General features: G+C 68.7%; 17 protein-coding genes. 13 read left to right on the top strand and 4 right to left on the bottom strand.

Features of this window, described 5'->3' with window-relative positions; genetic code table 11:
• Positions 1-19: 19 nt before the first annotated feature.
• Positions 20-475 (bottom strand): PA2169 family four-helix-bundle protein, encoded by a 456-nt coding sequence (locus CYU89_RS00555; protein ID WP_296278268.1) that lies wholly within the window; start codon positions 473-475, stop codon positions 20-22.
• Between the two features lie 250 nt (positions 476-725).
• Here CYU89_RS00555 and CYU89_RS00550 point away from each other — a divergent pair, with 250 nt between their 5' ends.
• Complete coding sequence (locus CYU89_RS00550; RefSeq protein ID WP_296278267.1) at positions 726-1,640, top strand: HDOD domain-containing protein; 915 nt, start codon at positions 726-728, stop codon at positions 1,638-1,640.
• Between the two features lie 21 nt (positions 1,641-1,661).
• Here CYU89_RS00550 and CYU89_RS00545 read toward each other — a convergent pair whose 3' ends face one another.
• The gene (locus tag CYU89_RS00545; protein ID WP_296278266.1) at positions 1,662-3,737 is read right to left on the bottom strand and encodes a bifunctional diguanylate cyclase/phosphodiesterase; all 2,076 of its coding nucleotides are present in this window, start codon (positions 3,735-3,737) and stop codon (positions 1,662-1,664) included.
• Positions 3,738-4,073: 336 nt separating this feature from the next.
• On the opposite strand from CYU89_RS00545, the gene CYU89_RS00540 reads away from it, so the two are divergent.
• From CYU89_RS00540 to CYU89_RS00500, 9 genes are all read left to right on the top strand, one after another.
• Positions 4,074-10,118 carry an autotransporter domain-containing protein gene (locus CYU89_RS00540; protein ID WP_296278265.1) on the top strand — a complete coding sequence of 2,015 codons (6,045 nt, stop codon included), beginning with the start codon at positions 4,074-4,076 and terminating at the stop codon, positions 10,116-10,118.
• A gap of 180 nt (positions 10,119-10,298) precedes the next feature.
• Positions 10,299-12,416, top strand: coding sequence for a M13-type metalloendopeptidase (locus CYU89_RS00535; protein ID WP_296278264.1), 2,118 nt, complete (start codon positions 10,299-10,301; stop codon positions 12,414-12,416).
• Between the two features lie 168 nt (positions 12,417-12,584).
• A complete protein-coding gene (thpR, locus tag CYU89_RS00530) occupies positions 12,585-13,178 on the top strand; it encodes an RNA 2',3'-cyclic phosphodiesterase (RefSeq protein ID WP_296278263.1) in 594 nt (197 codons plus the stop codon).
• A 124-nt stretch (positions 13,179-13,302) separates the two neighbouring features.
• Complete coding sequence (locus CYU89_RS00525; protein ID WP_296278262.1) at positions 13,303-14,655, top strand: M24 family metallopeptidase; 1,353 nt, start codon at positions 13,303-13,305, stop codon at positions 14,653-14,655.
• 32 nt (positions 14,656-14,687) lie between these two features.
• A complete protein-coding gene (trxC, locus tag CYU89_RS00520; RefSeq protein WP_296278261.1) occupies positions 14,688-15,128 on the top strand; it encodes a thioredoxin TrxC in 441 nt (146 codons plus the stop codon).
• Between the two features lie 76 nt (positions 15,129-15,204).
• Positions 15,205-15,753, top strand: a complete 549-nt coding sequence (locus CYU89_RS00515; RefSeq protein ID WP_296278260.1) for a GNAT family N-acetyltransferase — start codon at positions 15,205-15,207, stop codon at positions 15,751-15,753.
• Positions 15,750-16,553, top strand: coding sequence for an SAM-dependent methyltransferase (locus CYU89_RS00510; RefSeq protein WP_296278259.1), 804 nt, complete (start codon positions 15,750-15,752; stop codon positions 16,551-16,553). The genes CYU89_RS00515 and CYU89_RS00510 overlap by 4 nt, the downstream gene beginning before the upstream one ends.
• 131 nt (positions 16,554-16,684) lie before the next feature.
• The gene (locus CYU89_RS00505) at positions 16,685-16,960 is read left to right on the top strand and encodes a hypothetical protein (protein WP_296278258.1); all 276 of its coding nucleotides are present in this window, start codon (positions 16,685-16,687) and stop codon (positions 16,958-16,960) included.
• A gap of 51 nt (positions 16,961-17,011) precedes the next feature.
• Positions 17,012-18,820, top strand: coding sequence for a GGDEF domain-containing protein (locus CYU89_RS00500; RefSeq protein WP_296278257.1), 1,809 nt, complete (start codon positions 17,012-17,014; stop codon positions 18,818-18,820).
• Positions 18,821-18,829: 9 nt separating this feature from the next.
• On the opposite strand, the gene CYU89_RS00495 is transcribed toward CYU89_RS00500, so the two are convergent.
• The gene (locus CYU89_RS00495; protein ID WP_296278256.1) at positions 18,830-19,912 is read right to left on the bottom strand and encodes a diguanylate cyclase; all 1,083 of its coding nucleotides are present in this window, start codon (positions 19,910-19,912) and stop codon (positions 18,830-18,832) included.
• Between the two features lie 176 nt (positions 19,913-20,088).
• Here CYU89_RS00495 and CYU89_RS00490 point away from each other — a divergent pair, with 176 nt between their 5' ends.
• The 3 genes from CYU89_RS00490 to CYU89_RS00480 are packed head-to-tail and all read left to right on the top strand — an operon-like array spanning position 20,089 to position 21,341.
• Positions 20,089-20,751, top strand: a complete 663-nt coding sequence (locus CYU89_RS00490; RefSeq protein WP_296278255.1) for a DUF998 domain-containing protein — start codon at positions 20,089-20,091, stop codon at positions 20,749-20,751.
• A gap of 29 nt (positions 20,752-20,780) precedes the next feature.
• A complete protein-coding gene (locus CYU89_RS00485) occupies positions 20,781-21,125 on the top strand; it encodes a RidA family protein (protein WP_296278254.1) in 345 nt (114 codons plus the stop codon).
• 3 nt (positions 21,126-21,128) lie between these two features.
• The gene (locus CYU89_RS00480) at positions 21,129-21,341 is read left to right on the top strand and encodes a hypothetical protein (RefSeq protein ID WP_296278253.1); all 213 of its coding nucleotides are present in this window, start codon (positions 21,129-21,131) and stop codon (positions 21,339-21,341) included.
• A 175-nt stretch (positions 21,342-21,516) separates the two neighbouring features.
• Here CYU89_RS00480 and CYU89_RS00475 read toward each other — a convergent pair whose 3' ends face one another.
• Complete coding sequence (locus CYU89_RS00475; protein WP_296278252.1) at positions 21,517-22,779, bottom strand: TIGR03862 family flavoprotein; 1,263 nt, start codon at positions 22,777-22,779, stop codon at positions 21,517-21,519.
• Between the last annotated feature and the right edge of the window lie 14 nt (positions 22,780-22,793).

Genomic DNA, 22,793 nt, shown 5'->3' with positions numbered 1-22,793 from the left:
CGGGCAGGCAGCCGATGGATCAGCTGGCGTGCTTAAGGACCTGCTTGCGGTCGCGCATCACGTTGTGGCACTCGCGGACGCTGGGCAGCAGGGCCTGGGCTTCCGCACGCGCGGTCGCCGGGGTGTCTTCGTCGTTGATCGTCTCATTGAACGCCTTCAGCAGGCGGTCTTCGGACTCTTCCAGTTCGGCCACGTAGCCGTAGGTGGTGTCGCCCAGCGTGGCGCGCACCTTGCCGTAGAACTGCTGCATGCTGCCGACCAGCGTGCCGTGCTCGGCCGGCTTGCCGCCGGTGGACGCAACGACCGCGCTGAGGCGCGCCACGATGTCCTGCTTCACACCGGCGATGCGCGTGAACAGCGCGGCCAGTTCGGCATCCTTCACCTTGCCGGCGGCTTCGGTGTAGAAGCCGTGGCCGTCGCGCGCGATCTCGATCAGGTCATTGAGGCTGTGCTGGATCTTCTTCTGCGTATCCATGGGGGAAACTCCAAGGGGAAAAGGGAACGGGGTCTGATGCCCTCGTTGCTCCAAGGTCGCCGAATGGCGATCAACATCGCGTGACCGCGAAGATGAAGCGTTCACCAATGTGGTCGGGGCGAGAAGCGCTTGTCATGCCGGCGTGATCGCGGACGTACGCATCGACCTGCTCAAGTTATGCGCCTCGCCGCCGATAGGATGAGGTCGAACATGCCCACGAAGGCAGGTCCTTGTGCCGCTGCTTGCGAAAATGACGGGATGGTGGAAACGCGAGGCACCGGCCGCGCGCCCGGCGTCCCCGGTCGCTCCCGCCGGAGACCTTCCGGCCGGCGCTGCTGCGTCGCCCGCGGTCGCGCGCGACTGGGCCGGACCGCTGCTCCGGCTGGCGGGACTGGATGCGGCATTGCCGCCGATACCCGACGACAGTGAGCCCATCATCGCCGCGGCGCGGCAGGCGCTGAAACGCTTCGTCACGGATCCCCAGCGGCTGCCGCGGCGACCGCAGCTGTTGCCACAACTGTTGAGCACGCTGAACGACGCCGACGCGTCGAGTCGCGACATCGCCGAGATCATCGGACGCGATCCCGCACTTGCCGCCAACCTGCTGAAGCTGGCCAACAGTGCGCTGTATCGCCGCCACGAAGCGCCGGTCGAGAGCCTGGACCGGGCGGTCGCGATGGTCGGCGTGGATGGCCTTCGCCATCTGGTCGCGGTCGCGCTGATGCAGCCGGTGATGCGCGTGGAGGGCGGCGTCTTCGGGCGTTTGCCGGACCTGATCTGGGATCACACGCAGCGCACGGCCTTGATCGCGGCGCAGGCGGTGCGGTCGGGCGGACGCGAGGACGTCTTCGCTGCCCAGCTGCTGGCCCTGCTGCAAGGCCTGGGTGCCGTCGTGGTCGTGCAGGTGCTGCGGGATGCCTGCGCGGCGACGAAGGGCTCGTTGCCGCCTGCGGACGTGGTCGCGGGACTGCTGCACCGCTGGGCGCCACGGGTGGGGCAGGCCGTCGCCCGCGAGTGGGATCTGTCCGCACGACTGATGCAGGCGCTCGACGAGCAGGGTGCCGGCGATATCGCGGCGATGGGTTCGCTGGCCCGCGGTCTTGCCCTTGCGGCACCCCAGGCAAGCGGGGCGATGGAAGCGCCGCCGGTGGCCGACGCCGCCTGAGCCCGTGTCGCGGATGCCTTGTCAGGCGGGCAGCGTCTCGGCCTGCGGGACGAAGAGCCGGTCTGCCGGCACCGGTTCACCCATCAGGTAGCCCTGGTAAAGATCGCACCCCAGCTGCCGCAGGTGCTGTCGCTGGCCGGTCGTCTCCACGCCCTCCGCCACCACCCGCAGGTTGAGCGTCTTGCCCAGCGCGATGATCGACGCCACGATCGCGACATCTTCGGCATTGGTTTCCAGTTCGCGGACGAACGCGCGATCGATCTTCAGTTCCGACGCCGGCAGCCGCTTCAGGTAGAGCAGGCTCGAATAGCCGGTGCCGAAGTCGTCGATGGAGATCTTCACCCCCATCCGCGTGAGTTCCTCGAGGATGCCGAGGCTGGCGTCGGCATCGCGCATCGCGGTGGTCTCGGTGATTTCCAGGGTGAGGCAGGCCGGCTGCACCCCATGCCTTTCCAGCGCACCGGCGACGGTGTCGACCAGGGTCGGCGAGGAGAACTGCAACGGAGACAGGTTGATCGCCACATGGGCGATGTCGTGGCCCTGCTCGCGCCACGCGCGCATCTGGCGGCAGGCATCGTTTAGCACCCAGTCGCCGAGTGCGAGGATCAGGCCGCTGCGTTCGGCGGCGGGAATGAAGGCGCCCGGCGGCAGCAGGCCCAGTTCCGGGTGCTGCCATCGCAGCAGGGCCTCGGCGCCGACCATGCGGTAGTCCGGCGCCGCGAACTTCGGCTGGTAGTGCAGCACCAGCTCGCCGCGATCGACCGCACGGCGAAGATCGTTCAGCAGCTTCACCTGCTGGTGGGCGCTGATGTTCATCGTGGGCGCGAAGAAGGTGTAGCCGTTCCGGCCGTTGTCCTTGGTGTGGTACATCGCGGCGTCGGCATGCGCCATGAGTTCGCGTTCGTCTTCGCCATCGGACGGATACAGCGCGATGCCCATGCTCGCGGTGACATGCAGCTCGACGCCGTGGACCTGCAGGGCCATCGCGCCCACCGCATCGATGATGCGCTGGGCCACCATGGCCGCGTCATCCGGGTCGGTGCCGGCCACGACCAGGACGAATTCGTCGCCGCCGAGCCGGGAGAGGGTGTCCGGCCCACGCAGCAGGCCGCGCACGCGTGCCGCGACCTCCACCAGCAGGGTGTCGCCGGCCTGGTGGCCGTAGGCGTCGTTGATGCCCTTGAAACCGTCGAGGTCGAGGAACATGACGGCGAACTGCTCGCGCTTGCGCCTGGCCTTCTCGATGGCCTGGTCGATCCGGTCCTGCAGCAGGATGCGGTTGGGCAGGCGTGTGAGGGGGTCGTGCAGGGCGGCCTGCACCAGTTCCTCGTTGGCACGTGCGAGCGAGTGCGCCAGATGGTGGGTACGCGCATGCATCTGCCGGTCGAGCACCGACACGATCAGCGCGATGCCCATGATGGCGACGGTCGCGACGACCACGAGGATCGCCAGCCACTGCGCCGGCACGCCGCCGTCCCGGGCCGCCCCGCACCAGCTGTCGGCCGGGAATCGCGCCGCCGCCATACCGGTGTAGTGCATGCCGACGATGGCGAAGCCCATCACCACGGCGGCGAGCGCGCGCAGCGCGTACTTGCGGCGGCCGCCGCTGCGCAGGTGGAACGCGATCCACAGCGCCGCGCCGGAGGCCGCGACCGCGATGGCGATCGACAGGGTGAACCAGCCGGCGTGGTACTCGATGCCGGGCTGCATCTGCAGCGCCGCCATGCCGATGTAGTGCATCAGTGCGATGCCCGTCCCCATCAGCACCGCGCCCAGCAGCAATCGGCGATGCGGCAACTGCGGCCGCGACACCAGCCAGAGCGCGAAGGCCGAGGATCCGATCGCGGCCAGCATCGAGCAGACGGTGAGGGCCAGGTCGTAGCCCAGCGGAATGGGCAGGTGGAACGCCAGCATGCCGACGAAGTGCATCGACCAGACGCCGAGGCCCATCGCGAACGCGCCACCGGCCAGCCACCAGCGTGCGGCCGTGCCGTGCGTGGTCGCGACGCGACCCGCCATGTCGAGGGCGGTATAGGACGCGAGGATGGCGACCAGCAGGGAAGAGAGAACGAGGATCTCGTTGTACGTGCCGGTCATGGGGTGGGGCGTTACCCGGGGAAGCGAGCGTATCGGCCATTACTAGCGGCCTCGCGCGGCCAGTCTTGAGGGTGGCGGGACGCAACGGGGCGCTCGCAGGCACACGCCTTGCATCTGCCCGGACGCTGGCGCAGTGGGACGCGGTTGCTGGAGCATGCCGCCTGTGGCCGTTACCATGCCGCACCAGCAGGGGGCGTCGATGCGCCTCCGGTCGAGGTTGGATCGTGCATGTCGGGGAGGTCCCTCCGTGAGGCGGGGCTGACATGCGTGGCCAGGGGACGGCAGCCTTCGGGGGTGCCGTGATGCGATGCACCTTCACGTTTTCCAGGGGTCCACATGTCCACTCTTTCCGGCGCTGCGCGCCGCGTCCGCCTGCTCGGCCGCCTGTTCGGCGTCATGGTGTTGGCGGGCATGGCCGCCATGGCCACGCATGCCGGCGCCGCGACGCTGACGTTCACCAGCGACGCCGGACTGGGGGATGGTGTTGCATCGGATGGTGATGGCGGCAGCGGCGATATCGTCGGTCTCGATATCCAGGTCTACAACATCGCCGACACGGCGGGGTCGAACCTGGGTGCGATCCACTGGCGCGACAACACCTGGCTCTTCAGCGGCGACGGCAGCTATTCCGCCGTGACGTACGACGATGGCGCCAACGGCGCCGCGAAGGGCATGGCCATCCGTTCCGCAGGCGGCGCCGAATTCAAGTTGACGTCCTTCCGCTACTACAACTGGGGCGAGACCCAGTCGGTAACGAATACCGTCGTGGGTTACCGGGACGGCGTGCAGGTCGCGTCGACGACGTTCGAAGGTTATGCACCCAGCGGCATTCCGATGACGATCGCACTGGGCAATGCGTTCGAGTACGTCGACGACGTCCGCATGTACGTGTCTGCGGGTGGAGCTCAGGGCGGGACCGGTACCTGGCATTCGATGAACAACATCGTCATCGATCCTGCGGTACCCCCCGATACCACGCCGCCTGCCGTCACCTCGGTCAGCTCCAGCACGGCCAACGGCACCTACAAGATCGGCGACGTCGTCAGCATCCAGGTAGGTTTCAACGAGAACGTACTGGTCTTCGGCACGCCGCAGCTGACGCTGGAAACGGGCGCCACCGATCGCACGGTCAACTATGCCAGCGGCAGCGGCACCGGCACGTTGACGTTCACCTACACGGTTCAGGCGGGCGATGTCTCGACCGACCTGGATTACGTATCGACCAGCGCACTGGCGCTCAATGGCGGTTCGATCCGCGATGCGGCCAGCAACAACGCGGTGCTGACGCTGGCCTCTCCCGGCACGGCCAACTCGCTGGGCGCCAACAAGAACCTCGTTATCGACGGCACCGCGCCATCGGTCGCCTCGGTGACATCGTCGACCGCCAACGGGACGTACCGGATCGGCGATGTCATCAGCGTGCAGGTGAACTTCAGCGAGGTGGTCACCGTCTCCGGGACTCCGCAGCTCACCCTCGAAACGGGTGCCACCGACCGCACCATCACCTATGCCAGTGGCAGCGGCACCAGCACCCTCAGCTTCAGCTACACCGTCGTGTCGGGCAACGCCAGCGCCGACCTGGATTATGTGTCCACGTCGGCACTGGCATTGAATGGCGGAACCATCCGCGACGCCGCCGGCAACAATGCGACGCTGACGCTGGCAGCGCCCGGCGCCGCCAATTCGCTGGGCGCCAACAAGAACCTGGTCATCGACGGCGTCGCGCCGTCGGTCTCCGGCATCGCGGTCAGCGGATCGCCTGCGTCGACCGATACCAGCATGGCCTTCACGGTCACCTTCAGCGAACCCGTCGTGAACGTTTCCACCGATGACTTCACCCTGGTCGGTACGGGATCTGCGACAGGCACGATCGCCAGCGTGTCGGCGTCCAGCGGCAGTTCGATCGACGTCGGCATCGCGTCGATCACCGGCAACGGCACCCTCAAGATCAACCTCAACGGCAGCACCAACGTCACCGACAATGCCGGCAACAGCATTGCGGCCTACAGCGGCGGCAGCACCCATACGGTCGCCATTCCGACGGCCCCTGCGGCGCCCACCATCGGCACGGCCACCGCCGGCGATGGCCAGGCAACGGTGACGTTCACCGCGCCCGCCAATGGCGGATCGGCGATCACGACCTACACCGCGACCGCCAGCCCCGGCGGCGCCACCGGTACCTGTGCCGGACCGGCCGCGTGCGTGATCACGGTGGGGTCGCTCACCAACGGCACCGCCTACACCTTCACTGTCACGGCGACCAATGCCATCGGCACGGGGTCGGCATCGGGCGCCTCGAACAGCGTCACGCCGAAAGCGGACCAGGTCATCACCTTCGCGCAGCCGGGCAACTACAACGTCGGCGCAACGCCGACGCTGACCGCGAGCTCGGACTATGCGCTGGGTGGCGCGACCGGCCTGGCCATCGCTTTCAGTTCGTCCACCACCAGCGTGTGCACGATAACCACGGGCGGTGCGCTGACCTTCGTCGCCGCCGGCACGTGCACCATCGATGCCGACCAGGCCGGCAACGCGTCGACGAATGCGGCGAGCACCGTCACCCGCAGCTTCACCGTCAATGCGGTGGTGCCCGGCGCGCCGACCATCGGCACGGCCAGTGCGGGCAACCAGCAGGCGACCATCACCTTCACCGCGCCGTCCAGCACGGGTGGGAGCGCCATCACCGGCTACACCGTCACGGCGAATCCCGGCGGAAGCACCGGGACGGGGTCAGGCTCGCCGATCACCGTCACCGGTCTGACCAACGGCGTGAGCTACACCTTCACCGTGACGGCGACCAACAGTGCCGGCACCGGCGCCGCCTCGGCCGCTTCCAACGCGATCCAGCCCGCGGCGCCGCAGACCATCACGTTCGCCAATCCCGGCGCGCAGAACTTCGGTACCAGCCCGGATCTCCGCATCCTCAACGGCGGCGCGTCCGCCACGTCCGGACTGGACGTGACCTTCACGTCGTCGACCCAGGGCGTGTGCACGGTCTCGTCCGAGGGCGTGCTGACGTTCGTCTCCGCGGGCACCTGCACGATCAATGCGGACCAGGCCGGTGACGGCAGCTACCTGGCGGCGACGCAGGTGAGCCGCTCGTTCACCGTCAATGCGGTGATACCGGGTGCGCCGACGGCGGTCGTGGCCACCGCGGGCGACACGCAGGCCGGCGTGGCGTTCGTGGCGCCGACCAACACCGGCGGAACGGTGATCAGCGGCTACATCGTCAGTGTGACCCCGAACGATGTAGCGCCTGTCAGCGGCGCCAGCTCGCCCATCGTGGTGACTGGACTGACCAACGGGGTGAGCTACACCTTCACCGTGGAGGCGGAAAACGTGGCGGGCGTGGGACCGGCGTCCTCGTCGTCGAATGCGATCACACCGGCGGCGACGCAGACGATCACCTTCAACAACCCCGGCGCGCAGAACTTCGGTACCACGCCGACGCTGACGGCGACGTCTGATTCCGGCCTGACGCCGACGTTCACCTCGTCGACCACCGGGGTCTGCACGATCACCACCGGCGGCGCGCTGACGTTCGTCACGTCCGGCACCTGCACCATCAACGCCGACCAGGCGGGCGACGGCAGCTACCTCGCGGCGACGCAGGTCACCCGCTCGTTCACCGTCAACGCCGTGTTGCCGGGTGCTCCGACCATCGGGACGGCAGCGATGGCCGCGCCGGGCGAGGTCGATGTCGCGTTCACCGCGCCGGTGAGCAGTGGCGGCGCCCCGATCACCGGCTACACCGTGACCGCGAGTCCGGGAGGTGCGACGGCGACGGGCACGGGCAGTCCGGTCCGCTTCACCGGTCTCACGCCGGGCACCAGCTATACCTTCACCGTACGCGCGACCAACAGCGTGGGCATGGGCGCGGCATCGGCCGCCTCGAACGCGGTCACGCCGATGCCGGCGCTGACCGTGGGTCCGGCGAGCGTGTCGCTGCCCTACAACGCGCCCGCCGCGCCGGTGACACTGCCGATCACCGGCACGCCCGACTCGGTGGCCGTGGATACCGCGCCGTCGCACGGCACCGCGACGGTGAACGGCACCACGATCACCTACCAGCCGACGCCGGGGTATGCCGGCCCTGACAGCTTCACGTACACCGCGACCGACGCGTACCAGACCACGGCGCCGGCGCTGGTCAGCATTACGGTGGCCCCGCCCAGCGTGGTGCTGGACGCGACGAGTCCGCCCAATGGCATCGGCGGCGCGGCATACGCGCACGCTTTCATCGCCAGCGGCGGCGCATCGCCCTATGTGTTCGACGTGGTGGGAGGCGCGTTGCCGGACGGCGTGAGCCTGGGATCGGACGGACGTCTCGTCGGTACGCCGACCGTGGCAGGCAGCTTCACGGTGACCGTGCGCGCGACCGACAGCAGTACCGGCACCGGTCCGTTCACCGCGCAGCGCCAGTACACGCTGCAGGTGGCGGCGCCGCAGATCCTGTTCTCGCTGTCGGCACTGCCGCAGGGGACGCATGCGAGTGCGTTCGACCAGACACTGTCGGTCAGTGGCGGCACCGCGCCTTACGCTTATGCGGTGACGGCGGGCCAACTGCCCCAAGGGGTGACGCTGAGCGCCGCCGGCGTGTTGGCGGGTACGCCGACGCAGGCCGGCCGCTTCGCGTTCACCGTCGAAGTCCGCGATGCCAATGGCTTCACCGCTGCACAGCCGTATGAGCTGGTCGTCGCGCAGGCGACGCAGGCGATCTCCGGCTTCGCCGCCACTCCGGCGACACCGGTGTTCACTCCGGACGGCACGTTCTCCGTGGCGGCCGCGGGCGGTGCATCGGGCAACGCGGTGGTCTTCGCCAGCACCACGCCCCAGGTCTGCGCGGTCAGCGATTCGACCGTCACCATGCGCGCGGTCGGCCGTTGCAGCCTGACCGCGGACCAGGCGGGCGATGCCAACCACCAGGCCGCACCGCAAGTGCGGCTTGATGTCGACATCGCCGCGGCGGTGCCGACGCTGGTGTGGCCGGAAACGCTGCGGAAGGTATATGGGGAGCCGGCATTCGACCTGGCCAACCCGCAGAGCCCCAGCAGCGGCGCGTTCACCTTCGCCAGCAGCGATCCCGCCGTGGCCAGCATCAGCGGGCGTACGGTGACGCTGCACGCGGAAGGGGAGACGGTCATCACCGCCACGCAGGCCGCGGCCGGCAACTACGCCGCTGCCAGCGTGGAGATGCGCCTGCAGGTGGAGGTGCGGCCCGATCCCACGCGCGATGCGGGCGTGGTGGGCCTGTTGCAGGCGCAGGTGGATGCCAGCGTGCGCTTCGCCAACGTACAGCAGTCCAACATCCGCGACCGCCTGCGCCAGGTGCGCAGCGGTGCGAACGGTTCCAGCAACAGCGTGACGCTCGCGTATGCCGGCGACGAGGATCGCCAGGGGCTTTCGGTGCCGGTAGGCCAGGCGACCGGCCAAGCGTGGCCGGCGCTGCCGCAGGGGTGGGGCGGCTGGGCCTCGGGCACCGCGACGTTCGGCAAGCGGGGCGGGGCGGGTGGCTACGACGTCCAGACCGACGGCATCACGGTGGGTGCGGACCGCGCGTTCGGCGAGCATCTGCTGGTGGGCGTGGCCGGCAGCCTGGCGCGCAACGACAGCGACCTGGACGGCAACGCCTCGCGGCTGAAGGCGGACCAGCGTTCGCTTGCGCTGTATGGCCTGTGGCGCAGCGGCGAACACGTCTTCGTGGATGCGATGCTCGCCACCGGACGGCTGGACTTCGACCTGCGTCGCTGGAGCGAGGACGCCGACGCCACGGCGACGGCGGTGCGCGATGGCGAACAGTGGTTCGGTTCGCTGGCACTGGGCTATGAGCACCGCAGCGATCGTATGACCCTCACCGGCTACGGTCGCCTCGATGCGAGTCGCACCACGCTGGACGCGTATCGCGAACACGGACTGGATATCTATGATCTGGCGTACCGCCGGCAGGTGGTCGAGAACCGGGCGCTGGCACTGGGCCTGGAGGGCAGTTACCAGCCAGGCGGCGCGAATGGCCGCTACCGACCGTTCTGGAGCCTCGAATACCGCCAGGCGATCGAGGACAGGGGCGATGCCACGATGAACTACGTGGTCTGGCCGCATCCGACCGACTATCGACTGGACCTGCAGAGCTACAACGACGACGCCCTGTCGCTGGCGGCGGGCGTGGACATGAAACTGCGCCGCGGCTGGTTGCTGTCGTTGCTGTTCGGTCACGAACAGGCGAGCGGCGGCACGCAGGGGAGCAGCATCGGCCTGCGCCTGTCGTATGGCCAGCCGTCGAGCGGCGGCTTCGTACGGGACGACGGCACGATGGCGAGCGAGGAGGCACGTCGTTGCGGACGACGCTGTGCCGGTAACGCGAACGCCGACGCATCGCGCTGACCCGCCCCCGTGGTCCTGCGGCCTCCACGACGCCCGGCGATCGCCGGGCGCCAGGGGGCGGGGGCACCGCATCGACCTCCCTGGCATCACCTTCGGCAGGGGTCGGCGCAGGCGGCTGGCGGGTACCCTGAGGGGCCCGCCCGCGCGCGATGCGCGCACGCCCTGTCCCGGAGGATCCCGTTGAAGAAGACCCTGCTGTCCGCCGCCACCCTGCTGGCCCTCGCCACCGCCGCCCCGCTCGCGGCCCACGAAGACCGCAGTTGCCTGGATGAGGGCTGCATGCTGCAGTCGCTGTTCGCCGAGCCCGACACCGCCGGGACATCCGTTCCGACCATTGCGGCCCAACGCTTCGGTACCTGGGGTATCGACACCGCGGGCATGGACCGGCAGGCGAAGCCCGGCACCGACTTCTTCCGTTATGTCTCCGGCACCTGGGCCGACACGACGCAGATTCCCGCCGACCGCTCCAGCTACGGGGGGTTCGCCATCCTGCGCGACCTGTCCGAAGCCCGCCTGCGGGTGCTGGTGGAAGGCTATGCACTGGGCGATCCCGCGACGGCGGGCGACCCCGCCAAGATTGCGGCGCTGTACCGGGGCTTCCTGGACGAGACGAGGGTCGAAGCGCTCGGGTCGAAGCCCCTGCAGCCGGTCCTGGCCGACATCCGCGCAGCCAGGGACAGGAACGCGCTGGCTCGCCTGATGGGTACACGCGGCGGCTTCTACGACAGCTTCTTCAACCTCAGCGTCAGCGACGACCAGAAGAATCCGGACCGGTATGCGCTCTACCTGAGCCAGGGTGGCCTTGGCCTGGGCGATCGCGAAATGTACTTGCGCGACACCTTCAAGCCGCAGCGCGAGCGCTACGTGGCGTACATGGCGCAGATGCTGCAGTTGGCCGGCTGGGAGAAGCCGCAGGAGAACGCAACGGCGATCCTGGCGCTGGAGACGCGCATCGCCGACGCGCACTGGACGCGCGCCGAGAGCCGCAACCGCGACAAGACCTACAACCCGCGTCCGCTGGCGGAGTTCGCGTCGACCTCGCCCGGCTTCCCCTGGACGGACTTCTTCCAGGCGGCAGGCGTCGAGGGCGCGGGCCGCGCGGTGATCCGCCAGGACAGCGCGATCCCGAAGATCGCCGCGATCTTCGCCGGGACCGATGTCGCCACGCTGCAGGCCTGGCAGGCGTTCCACGCGACCGACAACGCGGCGCCGCTGCTGTCGAAAGACTTCTCGGTGGCGCAGTACGAGTTCCGCGACAAGTTCCTGTCGGGACAACCGCAGCAGCGCGAGCGCTGGAAGCGGGGCGTGTCGTTCGCCGAGTCGGCGATGGGCGAAGCGATCGGTCGCGACTACGTGGCGCTGTACTTCCCGCCGGACGCCAAGGCCAAGATGGACGCGCTGGTCGCCAACGTGAAGGCGGCCATGGGCGCGCGCCTGGATGCGCTGGCGTGGATGAGCCCGGCGACCAAGAAGGAGGCGCACGCCAAGCTCGCCGGTTTCGGCCTGAAGATCGGCCACCCTGAGACGTACCGCGATTACGGCGCGCTGGTCGTGAAGAACGGCGACCTGTTCGGCAACGCGCAGCGCGCCGGCCAGTTCGAGTGGGAGTACCGCCGCGCACGCATCGGCCAGCCGGTCGACAAGGGCGAGTGGGGCATGACGCCGCAGACGGTGAACGCGTACTACAACTCGGTGAAGAACGAGATCGTGTTCCCGGCGGCCATCCTGCAGCCGCCGTTCTTCGACCCCGACGCCGATCCGGCGGTGAACTATGGCGGCATCGGCGGCGTCATCGGCCACGAGATCATCCATGGTTTCGACGACCAGGGCAGGAAATCCGATGGCGCGGGCTTGCTGCGCGACTGGTGGACCGCCGAGGACGCAGCCAAGTTCGAAGTGCAGGCGGCCAAGCTCGGCGCGCAGTACGAGGCCTACGCGTTCCCGCAGCTGCCCGGCATGCACATCAACGGCCGCGTGGCGATGGGCGAGAACATCGGCGACCTGGGCGGCCTGACGATCGCGCTGGAGGCGTACCACCGCTCGCTGGCCGGCAAGCCGGCGCCGGTGATCGATGGCTTCACCGGCGACCAGCGCTTCTTCATGGGCTGGGGCCAGGTCTGGCGCACCCTTTGGCGCGACGATGCGCTGCGCCAGCAACTCGTCAACGGTACCCATTCCCCCGGCCACATCCGCGCATTCGCACCGTTGCGCAACATCGACGCCTGGTACGACGCGTTCGGCATCAAGCAGGGCGACCCCTTGTACATCGCTCCGCAGGATCGCGTGCGGATCTGGTGATATCGCATCGGGACGCCGTCCGAGTGGCGGCGTCCGGCAGGTATTTCTCCCGTTGACGCAGGAAAACAGTCTTGCGCGTGGCGCAAGCTACGCGTATGCCCGGCTTGCATCATGCTGCGTGCGCACCGATGATGCAGGCCATCGTCGTCGTCCGATGCCGTTCGCATCATGCCCGCCACACCCGCGTCCTCCCAGCAAGGCGATCTGTTCGGCGGCCCGCAGCCGGGGCGGCTGCATCGCCTGTTTTTTGCGCTGCTGCCGTCGGCCGGTGAGCGCGAGGCGCTGCGGCACCGCGTCGAGGACCTCGGGGCCGCGTTCCCGCTGGCGCGCTGGGTGCGGCCGGAACGCTTCCATCTGACGCTGCATTTCCTCGGTGAGAGCGATGGGCCGCGCGACGACATGGTGGCCGCCGCGCACGAGGCGATGCGCGACTGGCAGCCGGAACCGCTCGGCATCACCCTCGATCACCTGCTGTGCCTGGGCAACCCGAAGCATCCGGCGCTGACGCTTGCGGCCCTGCACCCGTCGCCGACGGTCGTCGCCTTTTGGCGCAGCCTGCAGCAGCGGCTGCTGCGCGCAGGCTTCAAACAGCATGTCGGCCGCAGCTTCGTGCCGCACCTGACGCTGGCCTATGTGCCGCCCCGCACCACGCCGGTGGACGTGCCGTCGGTAGTGCTGCACCCGCAGGCGGTGCACCTGTTGCAGAGCATCGAAGGCGAGGCGGATTACACGCGCCTGGGCGAGTGGTCGCTGGCGGAATAGGTCCCGCCTCCGCGCCTGCAGGCCGCGAGCCGGTCCTGCAGGGATGCACGAAGAGCGCTTCGCCGCGTTGACGCCATCGGGGTACGACGGCTAGCGTCACGGCTCTTTCGCCCGAGGTACCCGCATGCGCGTCGCCATTCCCTTGCTTCTGTTGCTGGCCGGCATGGCGCCGGCATCCCAGGCGGCCCCGGTGCCGACGCAGGGTCGGGACGGGATCGAGGTCGGTGCGGTACTGGCGCCGCGCGACCGGGTCGATCCGGAGAACCGCATGCTCCGCGAACGGCTGGACACGTTGTTGCCACGGCTGATGAAGGACGCCGATCTCGACATGTGGGTGGTGATCGCGCGCGAATACGCCGAGGATCCGGTGTACTTCACGCTGGTCCCGCAACCCGCACACGCCGCGAGGCGCACCACGATGCTGGTGTTCCATCGTCAGCCCGACGGCAGCGTGCAGCGCCTGTCGATCAATCGCTACCCGTTTGGCGCACCGTACGAGACGGCGTGGGCCGGAGGCGACCTGAAGGCCCAATGGGATGCGCTCGGCGCCCTGATCACGGCGCGCGATCCGCGCAGGATCGGCATCGACGTGTCGGACGAATGGGCGGTCGCCGACGGACTGACGCATGCGTTGCACGAGCGCCTGCGCTCGGCGTTGCCGGCCGCGCTGCGGGATCGGCTGGTGTCCGCGGAAACGCTGGTCGTCCGCTGGATGGAGACCCGCACGCCGGGTGAGCTCGCCGCCTATCCGCATATCGTGTCGCTCGCCCGTGGCGTGGTCGGGGAAGCGTTCTCGGGCCGTGTCATCACGCCTGGCGTCACCACCACCGACGACGTGGCGTGGTACATCCGCCAGCGCTTCGAGTCATTGGGTCTGGCGCCTTGGTTCATGCCGGACGTGAACCTGCAGCGCGCCGGTACCGCCTGCACCGACGACGCGCCGTTCTGCGGCGAGGAGGGCGTGATCCAGCCGGGCGACGTGCTGCATACCGACGTGGGCCTGTGCTACCTCAAGCTGTGCACCGATACCCAGGAAATGGCCTATGTCGCCCGTACGGGTGAAACGGACGTGCCCGCCGGCCTGCGTGCCGCGCTCGCCCGGGGCAACCGCTGGCAGGACGTGCTGACCGGGCAGTTCGTCGCTGGCCGCACCGGCAACGAGATCCTCGCGGCGACGCAGCGCGAGGTGGCGCGGCAGCAGCTGCGTGCGTCCACCTATTCGCATCCGGTCGGGTTCGTGGGCCACGCACCGGGGCCGACGATCGGCATGTGGGACAACCAGGGCGCGACACCGGGACAAGGCGATTGGCCGCTGCATGCGGACACGGTCTACGCGATCGAGGGCAACGTGAAGGCGGATGTGCCGGAGTGGGGCGGGCAGAACGTGCAGATCAAGCTTGAGCAGATGGCTGTGTTCGACGGAACGAAGGTGACCTACCTGGCTGGACGCCAGGTCGCCTGGCACGTTGTGCGGTGACGCGCCGTACGCACCGACGATAGGATGCCCGCATGAGCGCCGACGCCCACCTGATCGCATGCCCGCATTGCGCGGCGATGAACCGTGTGCCGCCGGCGCGGCTCGCCGAGGCGCCCAGCTGCGGGCGCTGCCACCAGGCCTTGTTCACTGGCCGGCCGCTGGCACTGGGCGAGGCCGATTTCGACCGCCACGCGCTGCGCAGCACGCTGCCGTTGCTGGTCGATTTCTGGGCGCCCTGGTGTGGGCCCTGCCTGCAGATGGCGCCGCATTTCGAGCGTGCCGCGATGGCGCTGGAGCCGGCGATGCGCTTGGCCAAGGTGGACACGGAAGCCAGTCCCGGACTGGGCAACCGATTCGGCATCCGCAGCATTCCGACACTGGTGATGCTGCAGGGCGGGCGCGAGATCGCGCGGCAAAGCGGGGCGATGCAGGCGGATGCGATCGTGCGCTGGGCACGGGGACAACGGGCGTGAGGGCGCAGGCGATGCCCGCCCGCGATGGCCGTGCTGGGCGCAGTGCGGGCAGCCCGGACGCTGGAGGAGCCAGGGCGTGACGCTGCCGACACTCGCGACGGAGCGTTTCCGCCTGCGTCCGCTGGCCGCGCAGGACGAAGCGCTCTATGTCGCCATCTACACGGACGACGCGCTGATGCGTCATGTCGGCGAGCCGATGACGGCATCGGACGCGCGGCGCGCGTTCGACGCCTTCCTCCGGTCCAATGCGCACGCGGATCTTCGACGTGCGTGTTGCTGGGTGATCGAATGCGGAGGGGACGACAGCGAAGTCGTCGGCCTGCTCGCATTGTCCCCGCATTCCGGTGCGGCCGAAATCGGCGTCATGGTCCTGGCGCCCTGGCAAGGCCGCAAGGTGGCGCAGGAGACCATCGCGTTCCTGTCCGGCCACCTGTTCGAAGAAGGCGCGTGGCCGCGCACGTTCAGTCGCCACGCGCGCGACAATGACGCCGGTGCGGGCGTCATGCGACGGCTGGGGTTCCACGCGATGGCGGAGGTGCCCGGGGGATCGGCGTTCCGGGGTTGGGAAATGACGCGGGATGAGTGGATGCGGCGGTTCGCCGCTCAGGCAGGGGCAGGGCAGTGACGGGACTCGAGGAAGCAGACGCCGGGCGGGGCCGGCTGGCGTGCGTGGGCGTGGGCATGACGCTGGGGGCGCACCTGGCACCGCGTGCGCGGAGCCATATCGAACAGGCAGACGTCGTGTTCAGTGCCATGTCGGACCCGATCGTCGAACTGTGGGTGCAGGGCATGAATGCCGATGTCAGGAGCCTCCAGCCGCTCTACCGGGAAGGCAAGCCGCGGCGCGAGACATACCGTGAAATGGTCGAGGCGATGCTGGCGGAGGTGCGGCGGGGGCGACGTGTATGCGGTGCCTTCTATGGCCACCCCGGCGTGTTCGCGCAGGTGCCGCACCGGGCGGTGGAGCAGGCGCGCGCCGAGGGGTTCGAGGCCGTGATGGAAGCCGCGGTGTCGGCGGAAGACTGCCTCTACGCCGACCTGGGCATTGACCCGGGCGCAGTGGGTTGCCAGCATTTCGAAGCGAGCCAGTTCATGTTCTACGAGCGCAGGGTGGACCCGTCTGCGTATCTGGTCCTGTGGCAGATCGGCGTGGCGGGCGATCTCTCGACCGGGCGGCTGTCCACCGACGCCGGTACCAAGCAGGTGCTGGTGGACCTGTTGCTCGGCGATTACCCGGCAGGCCATGAAGTGATCGCCTACGAGGCGGCCACGCTGCCGATCTCGCGCCCCCGCATGGACCGGCTGCCGCTGGACCAGCTGCCCACGGCGACGCTTTCGGTCGCGACCACCCTGGTGGTTCCGCCTGCCGTCCCGCTGCGGAGGAACGAGCGGGTCCTGGCGCGCCTGCGCGCCTTGGGCGGCTGAGGGCGCCGGACCGCCCGGGGCGTGGCAAGCCCGCCTGAAAGTGAGTATTGTCACGCCAAGGGGGCAGGCCTGCGCGTACGGCGCGGGCGCTGCAGAATCGCTTCAACCATCATTGTTTTGGGGAAATCCGCGTGTCCAATGCCATCCGCTTCCTGGAGTCCATGGGTGCTGCCGCTTCGTCGCAGGCGACGTCCGACTATCTGGCCGCCGTCGCCGCCCTCGATGTCGAGGCCGACCAGCGTGCCGCGTTGCGCGATCGCGACGTCGCATCGCTGACCCGGCTGCTGGACGCCCGGCCGGCCATGTTCTGCATGATCCTCGCCCCGGACGAGGGCAAGGAAGACGAGTCGCGTGAAGACGCGGACGATCAGACGGGTGGGGAAGAGGACCCGGCTGAAAAGGAGTAACCTCGGCGGCCAGCGGGCTCCGGTGGCGGCAGTCGGTCGGGAGACTAAGGGATGATGCTCGGGAAAGGACGTACCTATTGGCTGGCCTGTGCGCTGGCATGCGCGTTCGTCGCACCGGCGCAGGCCCAGGTGGCGCCGGGCATCGATGCGCTGATCGAGCAGGCGGAGACGATCAAGACCTCCCAGCCGGCCCGCTTCTACGAGGTGCTGGATCGGCTCGAAAAGCGCGTCGAGGAAGCCACCCCGGAGCAGCGTCTCAAGCTGCGGCTGCTCAGGGCGCATGGATTCCTGATGAAGGGCAAGTCGGAGCCCGCGATACGGGAGCTCCGCCAGATCCAGCAGGAGACGCAGGACCCGGAGATGCTGTTCTGGACCGGATCGCTGCTGGTCAATACCTATGCGTTGACCCGCAAGTTCGAGCAGGGGCTGACCACGCTCAACGACATCCTGCCGCTGGCCACCAAGGTGGAGAAGAAGGATGTCCGTCACCGCGGGCTGCTCGTCGCCGGGCTGCTGTACAACCAGGTCGGCGAGTACACCCTCGGTGAGCAGTATGCGCAGCAGGTACTGTCGGATGCGCCGGATGGGCGCAACAGGTGCGCGGCCGGCAACCTGGTGGCCGAGGCCGCGCTGGGGTTGAAGAAGTCACCCTCGGAAGAGGCGATCTTCAGCACCATCAAGACGTGCGAGGAGCAGAAGGAGCCGATCCTGGGCGGCCTTACCCGCACCTACCTGGCCCGCAAATGGGTCGAGGATGGAAAGGTCGACCAGGCGATCGAGCTCCTCGAACGCTATCTGCCCGCTGTCACCGCGACCGGCTATCCGCTGGTCATCAGCGAATACCACGCGATGCTCGCCAGCATGTATTTGAAGCTGGGCGACATGCGCACCGCCAAGTCGCATGCGAACGAAGCCGTGGAGCGTGGTGCGGGCATGACCTCGCTGCCGCTGGTCGTGGCGTACAAGACCTTGTACGAGATCGCGGAAAGGCAGGGCGATCCGGCAGGCGCGCTCGTGCGCTACCGGCAGTATGCCGATGCCGACAAGGCGTACCTCAACGACGTGAAGACGCGCCAGCTTGCCTACCAGATCGTGCGCCAGCAGATTCTCCAGAAGACGCAGCAGATCAGCATGCTCGACCAGGAAAACCAGGTGCTGCAGCTGCAGCGCAAGGTCGACCAGCAGGCCGCGCAGAACACCCGGCTGATCGTCATCCTGCTGGTGCTGCTGATTGCGTCGATCGGCTACTGGGCCTTCAAGATCAAGCGGGTGCAGCTGTCGCTGAAGAAGATGGCGGAAACGGACGCGCTGACCGGCATCTGCAATCGCCACCACTTCACCCTGCGCGCCGAGCGCGCCCTGGCCGAGTGCGCGCGCAATGGCGAGCAGGCGGCGCTGATCATGTTCGACCTGGACCATTTCAAGAACATCAACGACCGCTTCGGCCATGGCACCGGCGACTGGGCGCTGAAGGAAGTGGCCGAGGCCAGCAAGGGTTTCTGTCGGCGCATCGATGTGCTCGGCCGTCTCGGGGGCGAAGAGTTCGCGATCCTCATGTATGGCTGCGACCTGCGCGCCGCCGCGCGGGTGGCGGAAGACTGCCGCGTGCGGCTCGCCCAGATCGAGACCCGCGAGACCGGCCACGTCTTCGCCATCACCGGCAGCTTCGGGGTGACGTCGAGCCAGCACTCCGGCTACAGCCTGGCCAGGCTGCTGTCGCATGCGGACAAGCAGCTGTATCGCGCCAAGCACAATGGGCGCAACCGCGTGTGCGTCTACGACAGTGAGCAGGACAACGTCCGCGCCAGCAATGTGCTGGAACTGCCCCAGCGCGACCGCGCCGAACACCTGGGAAGCTGAGCGCGTCGCTCAGGGCAGGTCGACGGCCGCCTGCAGGCCATCGTCGACGGCCATCTGGTTGCGGCCGCGGCTCTTGGCCTGGTAAAGCGCGCGGTCGGCGGCCTCCAGCCAGGTGCGCAATCCTGTTGCCGTCGCCTTGGCCAGGCCCAGACTGACCGTGGGCTGCAGCCCGGGCGCGCTCTGCACGTTCAACGCCTGCACGCCCTCGCGGATGCGCTGCGCCACGATGCCCGCGGCCGTCACGTCGGTGCCCCTCAGCAGCACCGCGAATTCGTCCCCGCCGAGCCGTCCCGCCGCATCCTGCTGGCGGATGCTGTGGCGGATGACCTCCGCCGTCGCCCTCAACACGTCATCGCCCGCGGCGTGGCCGTGGCGGTCGTTGATTGCCTTGAAATGATCGATGTCGATCATCAGCAGGGTGGCGGGCTCGCCGGTCGCGGCGCACTGGTCCAGCAACAATGCGGCCTGTTCCTGCCAGTAGCGGCGGCTGTCCAGTGCAGTCAGGGTGTCGCGCCGGCTCAGTTCGTCCAGCTGGCGGTTCTGCCGCTTCACCTTGCGCACGAGGTGGTAGCTGGCCTGGCTGACCGCGATGGAATGGATCATCAGCATGGGAAGGCAGGCGACCATGACCGCCATGCTCGTCATCGGCTGCATCTCGAAGCCCGTGGCTGCCCCCACCGCCACGGCGCCGGCTGCCATCAGCGGCAGCGACCAGTACCACAGGCGGTCGATGCCGGTGCTGATCTTGTCGACGGTGGTGAGCGTGACCAGCAGGACGCTGGGCAGCAGGTTGAAGGCCATCAGCGGCACCCACATGCCGGCCAGGATCGAGTCCACCAGCAGGTTGCGGATCTCGCCCCGGAACGGCTCCGGATGGCGCAGCGCCAGCCACAAGGCGAGCTGCGGCCACACGACGGTGGTGAACAGAAGGAACGCCCATGCCCCCGGACCCGCCTGGTTCTCCAGCAGTACCATGCCCGTCGGCAACGCGGCCAGCCCCATGCCGAGCGTGCGGAGGCGATGGATCCGGCGCGGCAGACGTTGGGTATGGCGCGCCGGATCGGTGCCCGGCGGCGGCGTGGTGGACGGCATTGGCGCGTGAGTTCCCTTGCTCGTGGCGACCATGCCCCGGTGGCGGGGACAGGTCGAGTGTAGGCCAAAGCGTGATGGCGGGCACGCTGCGGAGCCATGCCTGTAGAGCGGCGGCGCCCGCGGATTCTTGAGTGGCTGGACGATAATCCGGCGTCGACGCTCACTGCGATGCCCCGATGTCCCGTCTCGCCTCCACCCTCGACCCACGCATTCCTGCGGGACGTGTCCGCCTGGCTGCGATGGCCGCGATGGCCGCCGCCCTCGGCTTCCTCCTGGTCGCGGGATCGTTGCAGATGGTGCGTGGCGATCTGGACTGGCAGCGCGCAACGCTGAGCCAGTACCTGCTCGGGCCGTGGGGACTGCTGCTGCGTAGCCTCTATTGCGCGCTGGCGGTGGCCGTCGTGTTGCTGGCGTGGGCGCTGCATGCGCAGTTGTCGGCGACGGCGCGCAGCGCGGCACCGCTGCTGCTGTTCGGCACGGGCGCCTTCGCGCTGGCGGGCGTGGCGATAGGCGATTCGTGGTTGCCGCAGGTCGCGCCGGACTTCCACGCGTGGTTCCATCACACCTGCGCGATCACCGCGTTCCTGTGCGTCACCACCGGGATGCTGCTGCAGGCGTGGCGTTTCCGGCTGGACGCTCGTTGGCGGCGCCATTTTCCGGTGGCGGCTGCGTGGTCGAGCGCCTGCTATGCGCTGCTTTGGCTGCACGCGCTGTGGCCGCCGGCCGGGCAGGGGTGGGTGCAGAAGCTGCTGATCGCACTGATCGTCGCGGCGATGTGGCTGGCGGGCTCGTGGCTCTGGCGGATGGAGCCCGGTGCGGCGGCCGCTTCGCGACGCTAAGCTGCAGCCTCACGACGGAGGAAACCCCCATGATCCAGCGGTTCGATGTAGGCACGCGGCTGTCCGAAATGGCCATCCACAATGGCGTGGTGTACCTGGCCGGGCAGGTCGCCGAGGACGCGACACAGGGGGTCGCCGGACAGACCCAGCAGGTACTCGGCGAGATCGATGCATTGCTGGCCCGCGCAGGCACGGACAAGACGAAGATCCTGCGTGCCGAGATCTTCATCAAGGACCTGCAGGATTTCGAAGCGATGAACCGCGTGTGGGATGCATGGGTGCCGGAAGGCAATGCGCCGCCGCGCGCGACCGTGCAGGCCGCCCTGGCGCGTCCCGCGTGGCTGGTCGAGATCGTGGTGACCGCGGCCCTCTGACCGATGGCGAAGCGCAATCCGCCTCCCTGGCAGCGTCCCGCACCGATACGACGCGGTGGCCCCTCGACGCTGAGTCCGGCCCAGGTGGAAGAGGCGCGTGCCCGCGCCGCAGCCGCAGGCCGCCGGTATCCCAACCTGATCGACAACATGCATGTGGCCGCCAAGGCCAGGCGTGTGGCCGGCGTCGGCGAAACGGCGCGCGATGAAGCAGAGTGAACGTGGAAGTGGCGTGAGGGCCAGCATGCACATCGCGCCGTAAATGTCTGTAATAAAACTGCTTTGAAACGCTAACCAGGCCTCAACAATCCATCGCGTATCGTGCGCCCCACGTTCCGCAGCCGCTGCGGCACGCACTTCCCGGGTGCGCGCCGCAGCCCCTGCGGACGACCACTCAGGCGCTGCGTTTCGCCAGCCAGTCCACCACTCCCAGCGCGGCGTGGCGACCGCTGGCGAAGCACGCCGTCAGCAGGTAGCCGCCCGTGGGGGCTTCCCAGTCGAGCATTTCGCCGGCCACGAACACGCCGGGCAGGTCGCTCAGCATCAGGCGCCCGTCCACCGCGTCCAGCCCCACGCCGCCGGCACTGCTGATGGCCTCGGCGATCGGGCGGGTACGCTGCAGGCGGAAGGGAAAGCGCTTCAGCGTCGCGGCGATCTTCGCGGGATCGGACAACGCAGCCTTGTCGAGCACTTCGTACAGCAGTGCCGCACGCACGCCACTCACGCCGGCTTCGCGACGCAGGTGCTCGCTCAGGCTACGCGAGCCGCGTGGCTTCGCCAGCCGGCGCACAAGATCGCGTTCCTCGCGCCCCGGCAGCAGGTCCAGCACCAGCGTGGCCTCGCCGTCGCGTGCGAGGGCGTCGCGCAGCATCGGCGACAGCGCATAGACCAGGCTGCCCTCGATGCCGGTGGCGGTGATGACGCATTCGCCCTGGCGCTGCTGCGGCGTGCCGTCGGCGTCATGCCAATGCGCGACGACGGGCTTGAGGGGCGCGCCGGCGAAGCGCGTCGCCAGGTGTTCGCTCCAGTCGATGTCGAAGCCGCAGTTCGATGGCTGCAAGGGCGCGACGTGGATGCCCTTGGCTTTCAGCGGCGCCACCCAGGCACCATCGGACCCCAGCTCCGGCCAGCTGCCGCCGCCCATGGCCAGCAACGCAGCATCGGCGCGCATGGCGACTTCGCCGTCGGGGGCGGCGAAGCGAAGCGCGCCCGCATCGTCCCAGCCCAGCCAGCGATGTTGTACGTGGAACCGCACGCCCTGTTCGCGCAGTCGTCGCACCCAGCCGCGCAGCAGGGGTGCGGCTTTCAGATCGGACGGGAACACGCGACCTGACGTGCCGACGAATGTCTCCACGCCCAATCCGCTCGCCCATGTACGCAAGGCATCCGCATCGAAGTCGCGGAGCCACGCGGCGACCTCACGCGTGCGCGTGCCGTAGCGCGTGACGAACACCTCGAACGGATCCGAGTGGGTCAGGTTCATGCCGCCCTTGCCGGCGATCAGGAACTTCCTTCCCACCGAGCCCTTCGCGTCGTACAGGTCGACCTGCAGCCCCGCGGCGCGCAGCGTTTCGGCGGCCATCAGGCCTGCCGGCCCGCCGCCGATGACGGCGACGGTGTGCGGGAGGGGTGGGGCATCGCTACGGGGTGAAGGCATCCGCATAGTATGCC

This window comes from Pseudoxanthomonas sp., from assembly GCF_002863005.1.
In the GTDB taxonomy this organism is placed as follows: Bacteria; Pseudomonadota; Gammaproteobacteria; order Xanthomonadales; family Xanthomonadaceae; genus Pseudoxanthomonas_A.
Note: the sequence above shows the minus strand (reverse complement) of the source record. Positions and strands in the feature narration are given on the sequence as shown.